The sequence below is a fragment of the Pirellulaceae bacterium genome, from assembly GCA_029243025.1.
Lineage (GTDB): Bacteria > Planctomycetota > Planctomycetia > Pirellulales > Pirellulaceae.
Genome location: JAQWSU010000035.1, coordinates 15378 through 35172 on the forward strand (window position 1 = coordinate 15378; position 19795 = coordinate 35172).

Annotated in this window: 13 protein-coding genes; 1 reads left to right on the forward strand and 12 read right to left on the reverse strand. The window is 49.8% G+C overall.

Features of this window, described 5'->3' with window-relative positions; all coding sequences use genetic code 11:
• Window positions 1-53: 53 nt before the first annotated feature.
• From P8N76_17210 to P8N76_17265, 12 genes are all read right to left on the reverse strand, one after another.
• The gene (locus tag P8N76_17210; GenBank protein MDG2383413.1) at window positions 54-1388 is read right to left on the reverse strand and encodes an O-antigen ligase family protein; all 1335 of its coding nucleotides are present in this window, start codon (window positions 1386-1388) and stop codon (window positions 54-56) included.
• A 353-nt stretch (window positions 1389-1741) separates the two neighbouring features.
• A complete protein-coding gene (locus P8N76_17215; protein ID MDG2383414.1) occupies window positions 1742-2626 on the reverse strand; it encodes a sulfotransferase in 885 nt (294 codons plus the stop codon).
• A 74-nt stretch (window positions 2627-2700) separates the two neighbouring features.
• A complete protein-coding gene (locus P8N76_17220) occupies window positions 2701-4107 on the reverse strand; it encodes a glycosyltransferase (protein MDG2383415.1) in 1407 nt (468 codons plus the stop codon).
• A gap of 95 nt (window positions 4108-4202) precedes the next feature.
• Entirely contained in the window at window positions 4203-5339 is a 1137-nt protein-coding gene (locus tag P8N76_17225) for a glycosyltransferase (protein ID MDG2383416.1), read from the reverse strand.
• A 256-nt stretch (window positions 5340-5595) separates the two neighbouring features.
• Entirely contained in the window at window positions 5596-6354 is a 759-nt protein-coding gene (locus P8N76_17230; protein ID MDG2383417.1) for a sugar transferase, read from the reverse strand.
• A 30-nt stretch (window positions 6355-6384) separates the two neighbouring features.
• Window positions 6385-7038: an exosortase-associated EpsI family protein gene (locus P8N76_17235; GenBank protein ID MDG2383418.1), complete on the reverse strand. Its 654-nt coding sequence runs from the start codon at window positions 7036-7038 to the stop codon at window positions 6385-6387.
• 81 nt (window positions 7039-7119) lie between these two features.
• Window positions 7120-11502: a tetratricopeptide repeat protein gene (locus P8N76_17240; GenBank protein ID MDG2383419.1), complete on the reverse strand. Its 4383-nt coding sequence runs from the start codon at window positions 11500-11502 to the stop codon at window positions 7120-7122.
• Between the two features lie 48 nt (window positions 11503-11550).
• On the reverse strand, window positions 11551-13752 hold the full coding sequence (locus tag P8N76_17245; GenBank protein ID MDG2383420.1) for an AAA family ATPase: 2202 nt from the start codon (window positions 13750-13752) through the stop codon (window positions 11551-11553).
• Between the two features lie 66 nt (window positions 13753-13818).
• Window positions 13819-14805, reverse strand: a complete 987-nt coding sequence (locus tag P8N76_17250) for an exosortase/archaeosortase family protein (GenBank protein MDG2383421.1) — start codon at window positions 14803-14805, stop codon at window positions 13819-13821.
• 3 nt (window positions 14806-14808) lie between these two features.
• A complete protein-coding gene (locus P8N76_17255; GenBank protein ID MDG2383422.1) occupies window positions 14809-15702 on the reverse strand; it encodes a DUF3473 domain-containing protein in 894 nt (297 codons plus the stop codon).
• Window positions 15703-16187: 485 nt separating this feature from the next.
• Entirely contained in the window at window positions 16188-16883 is a 696-nt protein-coding gene (locus P8N76_17260; protein ID MDG2383423.1) for a hypothetical protein, read from the reverse strand.
• Window positions 16884-16939: 56 nt separating this feature from the next.
• Window positions 16940-17347, reverse strand: coding sequence for a hypothetical protein (locus tag P8N76_17265; GenBank protein ID MDG2383424.1), 408 nt, complete (start codon window positions 17345-17347; stop codon window positions 16940-16942).
• A 1027-nt stretch (window positions 17348-18374) separates the two neighbouring features.
• On the opposite strand from P8N76_17265, the gene P8N76_17270 reads away from it, so the two are divergent.
• The coding region (locus P8N76_17270) for a hypothetical protein (GenBank protein ID MDG2383425.1) at window positions 18375-19795 on the forward strand (1421 nt) is incomplete at its 3' end.

Genomic DNA, 19795 nt, shown 5'->3' on the forward strand with positions numbered 1-19795 from the left:
TTCTAATCATCTGCTGGACTGCTAGGCGGTGCGTAAATATACGACAAGATCCACTACAAAGTGGGGACAGACTCAAAATCGGTTGCACGCACGCGAATCTCCTCTTCGCCCTCTTCGAAACGTGTCAAATCAGTGGATCCTTCGATTTTCAAGAAGGCACAAGCCAGAGCGACCCACCAGTAGGTCCATTCAGACGATAAAAATTCACCAAAAACAGTATTAATCGACAAGGCAGTACAACTGGCAATAAGCGCAACACCACAAAACTGAAACTTGTCCGAATCGGTATTCGCCCACATTTTCCGACAGAGCGTAAAAAATGGGATGCCTATCATCATCAATTTCAGCGCGAGCCCCTGTAAGCCCCACTCGCAGGCATCATTGATGTACCCGTTATGAACCGACTTTTCCGAGTCGATTCCCAAGTAACGCGGACCAAAAATCTTTTGAAATGCATCCCCCCCGTTACCAAGCGGATAATCCTTGATAATCCGAATCCCTGCTTTCCAATACTCGATCCTTCCCGAAGCGGAACCATCCCTATCCTCTGCGCTGGCAAAGGTTGTTTTGAAACGGGTAATAATCGTCGAGTCACCAAGCAGCATAAAGAAACAAAGGCCACCAAGACACAATGCATAAATGGCAAGTCGTTTCATGCGTCCAGTCGAAAAGATAACAAACGTCGGGGCTGCTACGATCAGCGACAAGAAGGAGCTCCGGCTATTACAAAGAAGGATCAAATTAACAATGAACGGCATACAAATAACAGACATGATCTTTGTTTTGATCCTGCCAATGAAGAACAAAGACCCGACCAAAGGCAAGGTTGTAACACAGAGTGATGCCAAATAGTTCGCATCCTTTGCCCCCGGCACTCCCATACCTTCCAGCCTACCGGCCGCCATGGCTCCACGCGAATTAATCGTTGCCTCATACCCGACATACGAACACCCCAACAAGATCGCGACCAAGACGATTCCAAAATCGGATCGATTCTTGATAGCGGATCGCATCACAAAAAAGAGCAACACAAACTTCAGCAGGAGCGTGTAGGCCCAATTACTTATGGCAAGACTCGGCGCCAACAGATAGTGTACAAAGGTTGCATTCAGGACAAAGGCAAGAACAATCAGGGTAACCAGCCTAGAAGCCCGGCAGGGGGGCAATTGTTCCTTACCAAAATGCAGAATAACTACAACCAACAAAAGTAAGCTTGCCAGCAAGGTCCAACGCGGTCCTGCCAGCATCCCCGTTTTCCCCCACCACCAAAAAGCTGGAGCGGCGAAGAAGGTCAGCATATAGAGCACGACACCCCAAACAGGACGCCGAAACGCAAGTCCCGTGAATAGCACGAACAACAACAACCAGACGATTGCGGTAAGACTCATTGCAATATTTCATCCACGAGGGGACTTGGCAACAACGATCACTGGGACAGCGGTAAACAACGTCGTGGCTGAGGGCACGTGACGAAACGAGCATCGAGTGGGACGTCCGAATCCCACCGACACAACACCTCACAGAATCCGATAGACACTTCCTCTAACGACTGCACCAGAGCCAAAAACCAAATGCTCAGACGGTCGGTGATTTGTATTTCATTGCAGCAGTCGATTAACAGAAACGGCCAACGACCGTCGCCTTCTTTGAACTTGAGTGACAACCAAATCCATGGCACAACACTCTGCCTACCGAATATAACACCGTTTCGCAGCATAACTGAACCTAAGCGAACACCGAGTCAAACAGAATATCCCAACCGACGACTCACATCGCCGGCAACAATTTTACAGACCCGCCGCTCATACCAGGAAACCTTGGTCTTTCCGCTCGCGCCTACGCGGCGGGACAATACGCGTGAATCAATTTTCATCCCAATCACCGCCTCCAGTTTTTCGATCGCCTGACCGCCGGCAGTGACATCCTCATACTTAAGCAACACCGATCGAGAATCCAATTGATGATTGAGAAAGGTATTGGCAAGATAAGCCCAGATTGCGAAAAAAGACCAGGCATTTCGAACTTGATGATGCGGATACACGGCACACCAATCCTTACCTTTATAAGACGCATAGGCATCGAGCGGGTTACGCACGAGGAAGACAAAGATAGAATCGGGATAGAGCCAGCGCAGATATGTTGCATGATGAGCGCTGAGCCGAACCCATTTCGCCCCCCACTCGTTAAACCCCAATCCCTTGGCCGGTTTTCCAAGTAGCCCTTCAACAAATTCCATATGGGTCTGTCGTAAGGTTGAAATCCCGGGATTAAGATTCGCTATCCATTGTTGCGACAAATCGCCCGACATGTTTTGGATTGAATACTTTAAATGAGGGTCATCTTTTGTGATGCCTGAAATGGTGGAAGCCAATCGACAGATTGGAATTCGATCACCGAACGGTTCTCCCCACATCAAACGCTGCCGATCAGAACAGATCAAGCGTTGTAGAAGAGTTGACCCAGATCGCCATCCAGCACTCAACAAAAATACGGGACTCGAACAGACCATTTCGTAATCTTCGTCGGTTCCCATCGACTCCAGATTCGAGACCCCCTGCTGGAGGTCCTCACCCCGCATTTCGCGAGGCACAAGTCTTCGGATAATACCGCCAGAAAAATCTCTCATGAAATGCCTTGGTGCGAGATGCGAACGTCGCGGAGAGTCCAAAGAGCAGGTTCTTGACGATACGACTGAACTCATCACTGGTCACTCACCAAATCAAAAACTTGTTCGAGTCGGCCTGCCAGGTCACTAACACAGTATCGCTCGAGGCGTGCAGGATCACCTTCCGCAGAACAAGTACCTGTTTTTTGGTGGATCTCAAATGCGTCAAACAAACATTTCGAAATCGCCTCAATATCACGAGTCTCAACTGTCCAACCCCATTGCTCGCGCTTAATCATCGAGTCGACAGCACCTTGGGGATCACAAAGAGCCAAGACCCGCTTGCGAGTGTACGCATACTCATAAAGTTTTGCCGGAATTTGCAATGTGGTATCCGGCTGTACAAGCAGCAACAAATCAGAAGCACAAATCACCTTCATGACTTCGGCATGCGGTACCCACTCTTTCCAGGTGAGACACGTCTTAAAACGATGATCGGATAACAACCGAGTCAATTCAGGATCCCGAAGATCACACGAACCAACAAATTGAATATGAATCTGACTTGGGTCCAATTGTTTTGTCTCGAACAATCTTTGAACCGCAAGTAAAAAAGAAACCGGAGTGCGCTTTGCATAGAAACTGCCGGTGTGCGTTACGGTGAAACGCTCATTCCCCCCTGAATCCAAAGGGGAAATGTCTCGAAAATCTTCAGGATCCACACCACATGTAATCACTCTCACTTTTTCTCGCGGAACTTGAAACCTTTGGACAAAATCCTCCGCCAATTCATCGGTATTTGCAATTACAAGGTCACTTTTTCGGAGCAAAAACTTTTCCAAAGCTAGATCAATTCGATCAAGCAAGAAACCTTTCTGCTTTTTCCACGGATTGCTGCCCCAGGGATCCATATAATCAATGACTAGCGGCTTACGAAACCAAAACTTGAGAGCATAACCAACAAGAAAAGCGGTCCAAGGCTTTCCAACCGCATAGATCACGCGAGGTTTTTCTCGCCGCATTACCCGCGCACCTTGCCAAACGCTTGCAGGAAACCAACCTATCCTAGCATCCGGCATTTCCAGGAGATCCGAAATGAAGTCCTTGATTGATTGCCAGACTCCTTTTTTGCTTTTACCGTTTTGCTCCTCCACATTGGCAGTTGGCTCGTTCCTTTCGATTGTTGCCCGATTCCGGAAGCACGCATCTCGAAAGTCTAATAACAGCTGCAGAATGTTAAGTCGAGCGGCCCGACTGATCGAAGATGCTTGAAACAGTTCAGAGTCGCGGGAAAAATCAGCCTGCGAGGGTCGAGAAGTCAAAAGGTGTACCTGCCAATTTTGCGAACGAATGTTTTCAAGAATTTTGTAATTCCTGATTGCACCGCTGCTCGTCAAAGGAGGCAAGGAATAAGCAATTGCCAAGACACTTCCTTGGAATTGTCGTGGCGATCGTTTCGACTGCTCTTTGCTCGATGGACATTTTTGATCCGTGGAAACCATGAAAGAAAGCCTTGAGAACCAATTAAGGGAGGAATGGGGAAACGATCAGGCATGAATCGCATTGCTTAGTTTAGAATGCGCTCCATTGAGTACCATCATCGGCTACAAACGCGCCCATAGAGCGATTCATAGTCTCTAACCATCCTTCCGACTCCATAGTTATGTTTGAAGTTAGCTTTGGCGGCGACTGAAAACTGATCTCGCATCGCATCATCCTGCAACATTTGCACCACCGCCCGAGACAACGCCTCGGAACACTCTGGTGGAACCACCATCCCACATTCGCAACCGGCTTGTCCAATCACGTTCGCGTGATCGCCCACATCAGTGACAACACAGGGAATGCCCAACGACAGTGCCTCAAGGACCGCCTGACTCATTCCCTCACTCCGACTTGAATTGACATAAACATCCATGCACGATAACCAACTACCGACGTCGTTTTGGTTACCGGCAAAGTGTACAAATGGGGCGACACCCAGAGCATTTGCGTGACGTTCCAGTGACGCACGCCGGGGACCATCTCCAACAATAAGCAAGTTCACATGAGGCAACTGTTCGCGAACGATTTGAAATGCAGATATCAACCGATCGAATTGTTTCACATCAGACAGCCTTCCGATCGTCCCAATCACCATAGTATCCGGATCGATTCCGAGAAATCTCTTGACAGCATGACAATTTCCGGCCGTCGGTGCGTCAACGCCATTGGGGATAACTTGGATTTGTTCTCTCGGAAAACTGGTTAATTCTGAAACGGTGTGCCGTGTTGCATCCGCAACTGAAATTACGGAGTCGGCTCGCCCCAAAGCGATTTTCATCGCTCGCGCTCGTATTGGATGTCGCCAGGACTGCAGCTGGTGCGGTTCAAAGACCGTACCTCGTTCTGCGTGCACGTGTGTCTTCACACCTGCGCATCGCTTGGCAATAATCGTTTCCCAAATCGTCCCCCAACCATGCGAATGCACCAGATCAATCTGATTCTCGCGAAGCAGTCGCGTCAGCCCATGGATTACGCTAAAGCTGTTTCCAATTGGCTTATCCAAAGCAACAACTTTAGTTTCAGAAGACGCGATCCAAGATTTCGCTTCGCCTAAAGAGGTAAGCGAAACGATCATAGGTTCAAAGTGTTCGGGATCAAGATGATTAACGAGCCGCGCAACACAATGTTCAAGCCCACCAGTATCGAACTGATACACAATATAGGCGATGCGCAACGTTTCTGATTTCACTGCCAATTTTCTTAGCATCAATCTTCATCAAATTCACAAGAACCAGCGAAATCTATCCGCAAAATTGACGGTACAACGAGAGTCCCGTCGTTCTAACAACTCTTGGTCATTTGTGGTAGCAAGATGCAGGAATTCGTCGTTGGAGTGGATATTTCAGAAATCCGAACCCGCACAACCGTAAACATTTGAGGGCGGGAATCGAAGAATCGATCACTAATTCCTGACAGCGGCTGGTAGATTTCCGCAAAAAAGACGCCTATTCGGCAACACGACCATCAGCGGCCGCACTGTGAGTGGTCTCTGACCGGCACCCCTCACTCTCATTCAGCGGCCGATAAAGTCGGGTGAGCCGCAATACGCCGGGACCCGAAACGCCAAATAGACGCGACAGAGTCGCACAGAACATTCTCAAATCCATTCCCAAACTGGCATTCTGAATGTACTCGATGTCTAACTTGAGCTTTCGCCTCACGCTCGCCAAATCAGTGTCTGGCGGAAGGTTGATTTGCGCGAGCCCAGTGATACCAGGCAAAACCTTCAACCGTTCCATATACAAAGGAATTTCTTTGGACAATATAGCGGTGAACTCTGGACGCTCCGGCCGTGGGCCAAAGAGGTCCATTTCACCCCGCACTATGTTGAACAACTGAGGAATCTCATCAAGATGGTGATCTCGCAGAAAGCGACCGACGGGTGTGACACGAGGATCGTCTTCTTGGCACCAAACAGGGCCCGTACTCAACTCTGCATCAAGTCGCATCGAACGCAACTTGTACATCGTGAAGGAGCGACCGTCCTTACCAGATCGAACCTGACGGTAGATCGCGGGTCCCTTCGACGTCAAACGCACAAGCATGACCAGCACACAAGTCAGCGGCAACGCTGGTACAAGCAGTAGCAGTGCGATAAAGCGAATGAGCACCGTCTTCCGTCGGAAGTACGGAGCAGCCTCGATCCGTAGCGGCCCAAGCTCTGGCACGGATTCGTAGCTATTGTTGGACAATTTTTCTAACATGGGAGGCACTGAATTTCTCCGCGACTAGTTTCATCGTGTAACGATCCGCATCACTGGGGGTGGCCAAGCGTTCTTAAGGAAGTCGACAAGAAAAACTTTCCCTGCCTCACCCCGCGATAATTCTTCATTTCCGGCAGTCGCAACCGCAATTTGTATTTTGTAAAGCGTGGACGTGCCAGCAAACTCAATCCTGGGATTGCCTGACGCCAACCAACCGGACGCTCCGTCACTCCAGGCGTAGAACGAGTCCATTTTTGCACGCTGCAAATCATTCGTACGGAACCTAGTTCGCCAAAAACTATGCGGCGAAATGTCAACGACTTCTCTCTGACCTTGCTGCTCGTAGTCTTGACTAGAGTAGCATATCTCTGGCACGTGTACTGAAATTGGTCCATGAGGTCCTGCAACGATCACTAAAGTCACCACGCCACCATTTAGGTTGTTCACATAAGTACGTTGTACCCATCCTGTGGCTTCAAGAATGTCTACTGTTTCTTCGGTAACTTCGGGCTCGGACACCATCCGCCAAGGACCGATTTCCTTCGGAATCATTGACAAATCCAAAACGACCGCTTCACGCTCCCCATCCCAACGGTGTGTGAACGCACCTTGCATTAAACCCGATGTGATTGTCAGGCCGCCAATAACGACCGTCGCAAGCAGCCACCGCAGTTTTTTTCGCATACCTACTCCATCCTGAAGACAAGGACTAACGCTAGTCAGTCAGCATATTCAACAACCAATACAATCGCAAGGAATTTGCGATCATTGGTGGTTACCCGACAGCAAATTCAGCTCGCCGAGTGTAACGCGGTCTGAACGTGACATAATCGTTGACTCCAACCCCAAAAGCTTAGCACGCTCAAAAGTCTGGAGTGCCGCTCGATTGTCTCCAGCTTTCATCTGAGCTGCGGCGAGCCGAAACAAAACTCTTGGATCTGGATTCGGAGCGTGTACCAAATGGCCTAAAAGCGTGACCGCCTCGTCAGCTTTACCAAGGCCGACAAGCACAATGCTTTTCGTATCGAGTAAGAAAGGCTTCTCACCCCGCGCCTCGATCGCCTTGTTAATCAACGTTAAGGCCTCTTCCTTTCGATCACTTGTCTGAGCCAACAAAGTAGCAAGGTTGTTTTGAATAATCGATTCGTCCGGATACTGTTTCAGCAATCCCTCCAATAGGCTGATCGCTTCCTGCTCTTGGTCTTGCAACATCAAAGCAGCTGAGACAATCAACTGCATGGGCAAGCGCTGATCAGCTCTAGCTCGATTCCAAATTTCATTGGTACGAAGCCAGGCCGACTCGTCAGGTAAACCGATGGACAGAACAGACAACAAATTCGTCAGCAACGGAATTGTTAGTGGCTGCTGGGATATTTGATTTCCCTCCAAGATCAAATCCAAAGCTTCATCATGGCGACCTAAATGACTAAGAGCGACCGATAAGCCAGTCATCATTTTTGGATCTGCCTCATAGGCTTGTCGTAGCCATGATTCGGCGAGAGAAAATTGATTCGACGACAATAGTATTTGGCCAATCCCTTGAGAAATTGTTAACTTTTCGTCCGGAAAAATCCTCAACATCTGTTGGAAATAATCTTTGACCTCCGCTTCGATCTCAGATTCGCGACCACTCAACAGAAACAACCTCAATCGCATACGCAGCAAGAGAAGCATTTCGTCAAGTTCAGTATTGGCCATCGAGGCTTCCAAACGGATCAGCTGGTTGAATGCGTCGTCGAATCGTTGTTGGCGACCGTAAAACTGAATAAGAGGTAACTGGGAAGATTTTGCTGTTTGGTTAGGCGCCTCGGCACGCGCCAGCCAATGTTTCTCGGCCTCACCAATCTTGCCCTCCGACTCCATGCTCAACGCAATCAACATCTGATCCATCGGAGTCAAGCTGCCAGCCTCCTCGATTTCCGACAGAAGAATACGCGCTTGACTCAACGCCTGCCGTCCACCACGTCGAAACAACAAGTGAGCTTTCAATCGAACATCTTCGATAGTGCCCGTTTCCCCTGTATTTTCTAACGCAAGCAGCTGTTGTAACTCTTGCCAAGAATCTGCCGTGCCGTTTCGAGAAAGAGCGATCGCCAGCGACCGCCTTGCAATCGGTAACCCAGGATTCTCTTTTACGATACGCCGCAACAGCGATTCTGCCTCCGAGGGGTTCGTCTGACCTAAAATGCGTGCAAAAGACAACTGCAACGGTACATCTTCCGGAGTCTGCTCGGTGGCCGAGCGCAGGATTTCTTCAGCTTTCTGTGATTCCCCGAGTGAAGCCCATCCCCCCCCAATCAGCAATGCTCGCTCCGCGATGGGCATTTTCAGTTCTTTGCTTTCGAGCGTCTCTAGCAATTGTTTTGCCCGATCGGGGTCACTCACTAAATAGAATCGGAACAAGGTGATCCAAGCGGTTAAGTCTTCGCCTTTCGACAGTTTTACCGCCTCTCTTAATTCCTTTTCCGCCCCTTCCTCATCGTCACTCAACAAAAGCAATTGAGACTTCCAAATTCGAGCAATCGGATTTGACGGATCCCCCTGGATGGCAGCATCTGCTTGCAGTAAGGCGGCCGGCAAATTGTTTGTTTGCTCCGCCACAGCAGCCGTCATAGCCGTAAAGAAGTTAGAGTTAGGGACAGTATCCTGAATCTGTGTCAGATAGGCTTCGGCTTTGTCAAACTGCTTAGATTGGTACAAATTACGAAGCAACCGTTGATAAATCAACAATCGGCGATCGTTTAATCGGATCGCCTCTTCGTAGGCATCGGCCGCACGTTCGTACCGCAGAAATCTTTCTTCAATGGCACCCAAGAGGACATGGCCACGGGACCAAGAAGGGGACCGTTCCACAATTTCACGTTGCAGGTCCGTAGCTTTTCGAAGCGACGCTGTAGACCCGGACCTCAAGAAGAAATTCGCTTGGATAAATCGCCAAAAAACACCTTCATCTCCTTCCGCCTCGCGAAGCCTGGCAATTGCTTTCTCAGTCGCAGCTTCGTCACCCTGAGTCAGGGTGAGTTCCGCAAGCATCCCGAGGGCTGTGATATCGTTCGGATCTTTTTCAAGGATCTGCTGATAAACTCCCTTCGCTTTCTCAATCGCAGATGATTCTCTAAAAATATTAGCGATCAAAGATCGAATGTTATTTTCTTGTTCTGCTGGAGCGCCTTCGATTGCCTTTTCAAGAAAAACGAGGGCCTCCTCATTCTGATCACGGGCAGTCAAAATCTCGGCTTTTAGTTGAAAGTAACGCCACTCGTCGGGTGTAATTTCCCGAAATTGCTCCAGCGCGAGATCGCACTCTTCCAACTTGTTAAATCGTTGATAAATCCTGGCAATACGCCTCCAAAGCGGCGCAGCCTGCTCATTCTTCGCACCTAACTCGGCAACCTGTTCAAAAATGACGGATTGTCTATCAGCTCCGGATTCAATGAGCGATCTCAGGAGAGACACTATTTCTAGTCTCCAGTCATTAATTCCCACATCGGCTGCTTTCTGCAGCGTTTGCTCAAATTCGGACCAGTCCCTCAAATTACGAGCTCGTTGGGCTTGTCTTTCGTATTGGAGTTCTGCAATGTCGATCAATGCCAACTCTTCGCTTGCAATTTCCTTTGCGACATTCGACATCATGGCGACGGCCTTGCCGCTGTCACCAACTTGCCGCCAAGCCTGAGCGGCCCGCCGAGCAATGCCTAGATTGCCTGGCATTAGCGATGCAGCCTGCTCATACGCAGCAGCAGCTTTCCCCCACTGGTCCAAGGCTGAATAGGCGCTTCCCAACGTTGCAACCAAGCGAAACCGTTGAAAATTTTCAGTTGCGTCGGTGGGAACCGCCGGCATGGAATCCAATGTACTGCTGGCAAGCTTCATCGCCTCCTTCGGTTCATTTTCCGCAATGTGAAGGAGGGCGCGCAACAGGTCAACTTGATTTTCAAACATCACAAGAGACCGTCGATTTCTTGGTCCGGAAGATTTCTTCAGCAACACATCAACAATGGCGTTCAAACCCTCTATCTGCTTCCGCACATTCTCGAAATCTTCGAGTTCAAGATAGCTGTCTGCCAAACGCATTCGTATTCGAGCACCATCATCAATCTCGGAAAGCTTCTCAATACCCTCAGTCCACACTTCAACCGCTTGTTCCGGCTGATCCATCATGAGGTGTCCATCGCCCAAGCGACGAATCGCATTCTCGCTAGTCGGGTCAACTTCAAGGACTCGACCAAACAGAACCATGGCTCCTGATAGCCAAGGCTCTTGGGTGGATCCGACCGCAGCACGGCCGATGGCAGCCTCAGCAACTGCCAGCATCTCGCTTACACTTTGATCCTCATCATCCGCTTCGGCCTTCGCAAATTTGATGGCTTTCTCGAGATCAGGATCAGCCTCACTGCCTTGCTGCCTGAGCCAATCGTAACGAGATAACCTCGCCGCCGAACTTTTCTCATTGGCTGGTGAGTCAACCATCCGATCCATGACACTGGAAGCCAAACGGTTGCTTTCCTCTTTGGTTGCACCGGGCAGATCGAACTTTCTCAGTGCTTGGCAGGTTATCACTGCCAGACGGATCCTCTCCGGCTGTAAATTCACAACATCGAGGAGCTTCTGTGCTGCGTCTGGTCCGACAGAGGGATCGTTGATCGCCTGCTGATAGCGTGCCAAGGCATAAAATCGCTTCACGTCAGCAAGATCGTCAGGCAGTGATCGTAACGTCTGTAAGGCCAACTCCGTATCACCAGTATCGAGATACAACTCGGCCAGACGCTTTCTTAGCGAGATCAACCGCTCTGCTTGCGACTGGGAATCTGCACTCTCGTCGGCTTCCACAATCCCGATCGCCCGAAGATGCAATTCAACACAACGTTTTTTTTTGGCAGGTTTTGTTGCAGATTTGTCAAACGCTCCCGCCAATTCGAACCAAGCATCCGCATCACTGGGATGAAAACTGAGGTATCGAAAAAAAGCCTGCGATGCAGCATACCATTCTTCGTTCTCGATATATTTGCTAGCTTCCTGTCGATAAGACTCAGCGGCCCGAACGCGTTGCTGCTGATACAACCAGTAGCCAACTCCCCCAACGAAAAGTACAAAAGTGAAAAGTAGGGTCAACAGTTTCCAATTGACACCCATTCGTTTCTTCATCATGTCTGCCCCCAAATCCGCTGAATCTACTTAAGGCGGTCTTTCGTTCCACTATGCATTCACATACTCATACTGTCCGTAAGCCGCAACATACTGCCGCTTTGGAACTCCATTCACCACGACACCAATCGGATTGTGAAAAACTTTTTGAATTCGTCTTCTCACCTGGGACATTTGAGCCATGCGACTGTATCCACAACGCACGCAAATCAAGGCGACATCGGATCGGCAGGTAAACAAAAGAGATTCGCCGGCGGCGAGAATTGGTGGAGTATCGATCACGATGTACCGATATCGCTTGCGAAGTTCGATCATCAGCTCATCGATCGATTGCTTCTGTAACAAAGCATGCAAATCTCGTGGCTGAAGGCCTGAGGTCAAAACGTCGAGATTCCGATCTACCGAGGCAACGATGGCATCATTTACGGTACAATTCCCATGGAACACATCGAGCAACCCCCAATCCGTCTCGACCCCCAACATGCGGCTAATGTCGGGCGACCGAAAGTCGGTCTCCATTAGCAGTACAGGCTCCTTGGAAGACCTCGCCAAGCTGAGGGCCAGCTGGGTTGACACATGCGTCTTACCTTCACCAGAAATCGCACTTACAACAGAGATCACCTGCGCATCCGAGAGTTGTGGTGAGAGACGAAGATTGTTGCAAAGATGATCAACACTTTCCTCGAACAAAGTTGGCGGATTTCCGGCGTTCTCCTTTTGGGATGGTGTCGGCAAATACTTCGGTAAAACCGCAATCTCACCAAGAACTTCAACTTGATGCTCCTGCACACGAGCGGAATCCGTCACACGTTGCACAAAGAACTCGTAGAGCACGACAAAACCAAGCGGCACCATTAACGCACCGAAACAACCAACACCAATCGACGCCCAAGGGCTAGCGACTGCTCTGGTCGGAAGAATTGCTTCATCAACAAGCTCAACTCGGGCTGGAGCAAATTGTTCCGTTCGCAAAGTCACAATTCGCGAAGAAATCTGCTCGTAAACTGCCTCGTGACGCTGCAATTCATTTTTCGCAAACTCAAGCTCAAGCTGATCGGCATTGGCATCTCCGCGAACACCCCTTTGCCTGACAACCTTTTTGTCCAGATAATCTCGAATCGCTTCTTTCTGTAGGATCTCTTCTTCAACATCTCTTAAAAGCTGACTCCGGTTGCCGTTCAGCTGGCTCAGAATCGCTTCTCGCCCAGATTTTTTGAATTCAGCCTGGTGGTTGGCAATCTTTTCGTCGATCTCAGCCGCCTGCTTTTTCATTTCTTGATAGCGGTCCGAGTTGGTCGGATCAACAAAGGCTGCTTCCCATTGACTCAATCTCTCCGCGATCTCTTTTTTTAATTTCTGCAGATCCTGGTAACCTGTTTGGGTTTGATAATAAGTCTTCAAATCTGCCTCCGACACTTCAACCGGATTCGCATTCAAATGCTGGTTCAAAGCATGCTTTCGGGCCTTCGCGACTTCGATATCTACTTCTGTACGAACCAGCAAATCCTGAATCGACTGCATTGGATCCAACGGATCTTGGACCGAATCAGTTCCGTGGATTGCAGCCACCGATCGCCCCAGTTTTTGAACATTCTTTCGCAATTCCTGCAGTGTCACCTCGCGGCGATCTTTCTCTTCCTGGAGCAATTCAACCATCGCACGCTCATATCGCTTGCCATAGTCTCGATGATAAGTCATGTAAGAATTAACTACCGCTTGCACCACATCTTTTGCAGCCAATGGATTTGTGTCTGTGAATTGAACGCGTACAAGCTCCGATTTCGACACGAGGTTGACTCGCAAATTGGTTTGGACCCATCGAAACGGGTCTTCATTTTTTGCGATCTCGGGGAACTTCTTGTAAAGCCCCGAAAGAGCAGGGGCAACGACGGCACGGGTCCCAAATAGGTTCAACTGTGTGCTGACGAACTGACTGGAATCTTCCTTCTGATAGACCAAACGCGGAGCGCGACTCTTGATTCGTAGCACAGAAGAGGCAACATACTCCGGCTTGATGGCGTACCAGAGGACAAGCCCCAGACCGGAAGCTAAAACGATTCCAATAGGAATCGTGACCTTCCACCACCGAACCTGTGCCGACCAGACAAGCCGCAGATACTGCAAAATCTTATCGCTCTCGCTGGACTCACTTCCAGGGCCAGGACCGTACGCGGAAGAACTCGGTCGACCAACGACAAGATCCGCTTGAGCATTCCGGTTTGTCAAGGCCTGCTTCGGAGGGTATTTTGTCATGAAAACCTCAACTGCACATTGTCAATTACTCGTGTCGTTACAAGCTGTGTTGGCACCACACCAAGGTCACTCCTCAGGCCCAGAGACGCTAGGTCGCCGAGCTTCTCGGAAAAATTCGCTGGCTTCCACTACCGATTCCTCAGGGAAGACTTTCCCAATCACCCAAAGCATGAGACACAGTAATGCTCCGGCAAATGGAACCATCAAAAATCCTGCAAAGTCGTGCGAAAACTTTTTTGCAGCCTCGCTTCCCATCTGTTCGTACAAGAGGCACGTGCCGACAATACGCGTCACATTCGCCAAAACCGCCACAGGCAGCACAGCCAGCATGACAAGGCCACTGGCCAACCAAGTTCGTTTTGCGACGACAAGCAACGCAAACGCAAACGCAGCAATTCCGAAGAAAATACGAATCCCCGAACATGCTTCTTCCACACCAAAACGCTCGTCCCCGATGCGAATAACATTCGCCTCTGCAATTGCCGGCTGCCCAAGAATCACAAGGACTGACGTACTGATTTCCGTAGCAACCCGCTGCAGTGGCATCCGCAGAGCAACTTCTGCGACGTACGGAAGTGGAATCGCAAACCAAAGGAAACAAATGGATGGCAAACACCACCAAAGCAGATGCCTTCCCCCCAACGCCAGAACGATACCAGCGAGCCAGAGAAGGATTGTCCAATTCTCGACCGGAGTGTAGAAGTAGTATCCGGCAACATACCGAATGGCAAGTGCGGCGATTACAGTGAGGCCCCCAGCGAAAAGCTCCGGTTGAACCAAATCTTTCGGAAAGGAACTACGGTTCAGATAAAGAAAAATTAGGCTGATTGGCAAGACCAAATACCCATGCGAGTAATCGGGCTCAGTCTCCCAGATATTGACAAATTCAACGAGGCTTGGCCAATATGACCAACCGCCGATCGCTAAGAGCACAAGCCCACACAACATCGGCAGACCTGCTCCCATACCTCGTCGTCCCTCGTCAGATTGAACCACCTCAGGCGGCTTAACGGGCGATTTCTTTTTAGCGTGTGCCTTCTGTTTACTAGTCATCCCTTATCGCCCCGCCACGCATGGAGTCGCCAACTGACTATCATGTTGGATGGTTGTTGTTATTTCTTGCTCACCAACGACGTCGCTGATACGACCAAACCGAAAGTTCGCGAGTAGCAAGTCTAGCTTAGACTCCGTGCTGTGGAGATTAACGTAGTGGCGAAAACGCGTGAGCCTACTGCCTAATTTCACCCGAGGTTGTTGTGGGTCAAGCTCCCAAGGATGAAGGTAAAATACAAAGGGTCGACCTTCGGCGTTCACTCGCTTCAACAAATTAATCGTAGCGGCCAGTGGGAATAAACGAAAATAACCGCCACCCGAAACAGGCACATTCCAGAGACCCCGACGACAGACCGTCATCGGAAACTCTTTAATTAATCCACTTGGCGTCGAAATTTGGTGCATTCCTAAGGGTGAATCACTGAACCCGTAGCGGTCATGAAAGCTCGTCGGGAATAAACTTGAATCTACCTCAAACCCCTCTTCGACCAAGATCTCGAAAGCCCAAGTATTCGCCGGAGTGATGGAAAAACTAGGAGCGCGAAAACTTGAGACGGCCCCTCCTATCACCTGTTCCAGAACGTTTTTTGATCTTCGAAGATCGGCTCGAAACTCCTCGGGCGTCTGCTGGTAAATCAACCTATGCCAGTATGTATGAGAACCGATTTCGTGTCCAGAATTATAAATCCTTCGCACGAGCGATGGAAAACGCTCCGCTATCCATCCGAGCACAAAAAAGGTTGCCTTGACGTTGTGCGAATCGACCAAATCCAAAAAGCGGCTGGTTGACTCTTCAACCCGACAGTCAAAATCCGCCCAATCGGAACGTTTCACTCCGGACTCGAAGCCCGTCACTTGGAAATAGTCCTCAACATCTATTGAAAGTGCGTTTTTCAAGAAAGAAAACCATCGCTATCGGACAACGAACCAAAACCATCAGCTTTTGCACCACCATGCCTTCCTTGACTTGAGGAACCATAACTCACCACGTAATAAAGAGCCCGCATTCTGCCAGGAAAGCTCTGCTTACGCAATATTTTTGAGTCCATTAGAATTAATTGCAACGATCAAAAGCATTAACACACTGGAAACAACTGAACCGATTCGAAACTCCATTTACCAACACACCTCAATACCCAACTGCGAGCTGGGCCGCGTCGCGGCAACAATGACTGCCAGCGAACCAGAACACGAAATCTCCTGCGACGAAAACAAAATCGACTGATTCTCCCCTGAAAGCAAAACCACAATGCAGGTTCACTCGGACGGCCCCCAATCAACTTTGGTTACCACCAGAAAACGCAGGGGCCTAATGCAAAAAAACGCTGGCAGCTTAAGCTGCCAGCGTTTTCTAGTTAACTTTCTTATCGCCAAATCTTGACTTAACGATTACGTCGAACACGAGCGACACACGCACCAAGGCAGGCGAGCAATCCCCAAACTACGAAGGTAGCTGGCTCTGGCACGGCAGCGGCGGTCGTTGTGTGTGTCCACGAACCTGCCGAAGCAGCGCCCAAGACGAAGTCTGTCGAGTTGGAGAGCTCGAATGCCGGATCTCCAGTTCGAGTAGCACTGAAGTTTGACGCGTCACTTTGCACATCACCACCAGTCAAGTTACTGAGGGTGACTGCACTTGAGCTAGTACCATCAAGCGAACTTGTTTGCGAAGCGCTGATCTCTCCATCCAACCCAGTAACAGCCAACTGATTGGACACACTGTAGATGTTACCGACATTACCCGGTCCAGTGTAAGTGTCGTCTGAAGCAACAAAGGTGAAAGATGTTCCTATGTTCGAAGCAATCTGGATATTGGTTTCGGTCAGCCTAGCTAAAGCAGTCGTTTGAGAAGAAGTAGCGGTCGTGTTTAACGTGTCCACGTCGACCACTCCGAGTGATACCCACGTAGCTGTCGACACATACATCGAACCAGCGATCGGGTCAAAGTCGCCCGCGCCATTATCTAACACGGTGTACGCTGGACCACCCTGCGTGATAGAAACCTGCAACGAAGCATCGGACTTTTGGACAAAAGCCACAGCCAGAGCAACAGTCAAACAAACAATAATTTTCTTAGACATTTCAAAAACCCTCTAATAAACATTAATCACAACTTTTTAATTACAAAAGATCAAAACTAGCTGTGATCGCCTCGCGGCGGCCGAAAAAGTTCGCACACCGGTGAGTGAGGGAGTCTTAGTGAAGAGGCCAACCTGAGGCCGAAGCTGCCATTAAAGTCAGGAAAGAGCAGATCCCGTACAATCGCTGAGGAAGATCCAGATGTTGGACCATCACCTCCACCGGAATCAAGCCCACCCAGCGATGCGGCTGAGTTCATTTGAAATTCGAAGGCCGCCCAATGATCTTCTTCAGAAGGATCGACCGCGTCTTCCTGGGCGCCTCGCGGCGCTGAAGATTGCTGCTGCTTAGCAGCAATGCTGCTTCCTTCGACATCAACTACAAAACTAGCGTCACATTGGCTAACGCACGTCACGCAAAGCGCGATCGATAGCAGCATGAACGTTAGTTTGAGTCGGTTAAACATATATCTAGCTCTTTCCTCTTAATTCGAATTTCCAGTATGACTGATCAAAACCATCACTTCAAGTCACTAAATCTTTTTTTTGGGGGGTGGAAATCATGCAGCCTGCTACTCCATAACTTCCTTCGCTACTCACAAATCCGGACAGCACCAACAACTCGGAACAGCACCAAGCGACCCGCCCAGGGCCTGAAAACCAGGGGGCATAGGCAAAATAGAGGCTCTTCTCGCCACACGCCACGACTTGGGCTTTGAACCGCGTTAAAAGAAACAAACACCGTCCTGCGGCTAGCTGGATTTTGGCGACCAAGGTTGCCTCAGATTCTTTTCCAGCTTACCCACCGCAAGCTGAACCTAGACACTGCAATACGGGCGCGACCAAAATGCCGGCGCGACCGTTGGACAACCAGGCAGATCAGCACTGAGATCCATTAAGGCAAAACATACGGCGATTCCGCGGGCGCAAGACGGTCCCCATGAGGGGGGCGGGGGGGTATTTTCTCTGGACAAGGAAAAACATGCCAATGCCTCAACACGCTGACAATTCAATACTGTCTCATGGCTTTTAGAAAGATTCAGAATCAGCTGAGTGACTGGCAAATCAGCAGCGGAAGACAAAGCCACCGTCGAATTTGGCATTGAGCGATGAACAGTTGGCTCCGACATCCGATCGTAACTCATTCGTGACATCGATCCCCGTGAGACTTCGGGACACTCGTAAAACTTTGGATGCGGCTCGAAGTTGATCGAAAATGCCCGACGTTGGGCTTGAGGTTCATCGCCCACGGACCGGTGACTGGAGGTTTGGTTTTATTCCCCCTATACTACTGGGCCGTCTCCATCAATGGGGCCGATTCAAAATAACTCATCCTCGTCGTTTCGATCAACGCGCCATTGCAGGGGAAACGATCCACTGCCTCGAGCAACAACTGTAGCGGCTGCCACGCAGCTTGCTTTTCTCGACAGAACTAAAAGGGCATCAGTCGACAACTGTGCACTCGTCTTCACAAGGCGAGGAAGAAAACAGCAAATGTCTAAGCGCAACCTTGCCATCGAATCATTGGAGAAGCGGACCGTTCTCTCAGGAGCGACTCTGACATCGTACAGCATCTTGGATTTTGAAGTCGACAAGGTACCGGATGCAGACTGGTTGCTTGAGTCTCCGCGAGACACTGCGTCTGCCTATGTACAAGCAAAGGGCGATTCGGGGGCCAATGTTTTCTCAATCGCTCCGGGCGCAGGCCGTAATGGAAGCCAAGCTCTGCTTGTGGAATCCCTTGACGCAGGAATGGGGCTTCCAGGTTTCTGGGTCAAACAGGGCATTCAAAATGGTGGATGGGTTGGCCAATCGAACAGCGATCGAGGTTATTTTCTGCCACGTGGAATGCAGGCAAACCGACTTGAATTTTGGGTTCGCTTCGAGGACGGTTTCCGAAGTGAGTATGCGGCCGATCCGAATATTTCTCGCACGATGGATGTCGGCACCTATCATTACAACCCTGGAAAGAACAGTTCCCGAGTCGTCGAGTCAGACAATTGGCACTTCTATCACAAGCTTGTATTGCGTCATGACCAGGCGGGTGATGACTGGATACACGTCATCTTGAATGAGTCTCCGCAGGACCAACGGACTGGTTCGGGTGGGGTCACCCTGAATCCGACAAGCCCAGCTGGTAATTACTGGGAACTTCTTACTCGCTTTTATGTCGACCTGTCACCCTATTTCAGCGACCCCGAGATAGGGTATCCGGCCAAGATGTGGATCGATGACATTCAGTTGAATTACGTCGAAGAACCCGAACTCGTCGAGGTGACGTTTGGAGACAGCGTCGATGGGCAGATAGTGATTGCCAAACCTGAAGTGGTGCGAGACCTTGATGTCAGTGTGACTAATCTTTCGTCATCAACAACGACCGGATATTTGAAAAAGCATGCTCATTGGAGGTTGTTTTCGGAGGTTTTCGATACGCAAACCGGTGAGGCCGTTGACTACTTGACACTTGAGCCTCAGGAAACGCGTGATCTGACCTTTCGGATCAACCCCAATTCAATGGCCCTGGGGACATCTCACCGAGTCGGCTTGGTGTTTGTGCCTAACGGTGCCCCCACACCACGGGCCATCTCGACCAATGACGCTAACGTCGAACTCGACAATATCTATCCATACAGTGGTCCTGCTGACGGAAATTTGTTTGGTGGATTTCAAAATGTGAGAATCCAAGCCGAACTCGAAAACGCTCCACCAATCGTGCAGGGAGGAATTAATTTTGAATCAACCATCAACAGTTCGTTTCAAGGGGTTTTGCCGGCTAGTGACAGCGACGAAGACTCCCTGACTTATTCGTTGCTCGAGCATTCCGACACGGGCGCCATTTCGCTCGATCCGCAGACAGGCGTCTTCAATTTCATTCCACAAACTGACTTTGAGGGTATCTTCCGATTTCGGTATCT

Coding starts and splice junctions, on each gene's coding strand:
- P8N76_17210 (MDG2383413.1), bottom strand. CDS start 1,388: ATGAGTCTTACCGCAATCGTCTGGTTGTTGTTGTTCGTGCTATTCACG.
- P8N76_17215 (MDG2383414.1), bottom strand. CDS start 2,626: ATGAGAGATTTTTCTGGCGGTATTATCCGAAGACTTGTGCCTCGCGAA.
- P8N76_17220 (MDG2383415.1), bottom strand. CDS start 4,107: ATGGTTTCCACGGATCAAAAATGTCCATCGAGCAAAGAGCAGTCGAAA.
- P8N76_17230 (MDG2383417.1), bottom strand. CDS start 6,354: ATGTTAGAAAAATTGTCCAACAATAGCTACGAATCCGTGCCAGAGCTT.
- P8N76_17235 (MDG2383418.1), bottom strand. CDS start 7,038: ATGCGAAAAAAACTGCGGTGGCTGCTTGCGACGGTCGTTATTGGCGGC.
- P8N76_17240 (MDG2383419.1), bottom strand. CDS start 11,502: ATGATGAAGAAACGAATGGGTGTCAATTGGAAACTGTTGACCCTACTT.
- P8N76_17245 (MDG2383420.1), bottom strand. CDS start 13,752: ATGACAAAATACCCTCCGAAGCAGGCCTTGACAAACCGGAATGCTCAA.
- P8N76_17250 (MDG2383421.1), bottom strand. CDS start 14,805: ATGACTAGTAAACAGAAGGCACACGCTAAAAAGAAATCGCCCGTTAAG.
- P8N76_17260 (MDG2383423.1), bottom strand. CDS start 16,883: ATGTCTAAGAAAATTATTGTTTGTTTGACTGTTGCTCTGGCTGTGGCT.
- P8N76_17265 (MDG2383424.1), bottom strand. CDS start 17,347: ATGTTTAACCGACTCAAACTAACGTTCATGCTGCTATCGATCGCGCTT.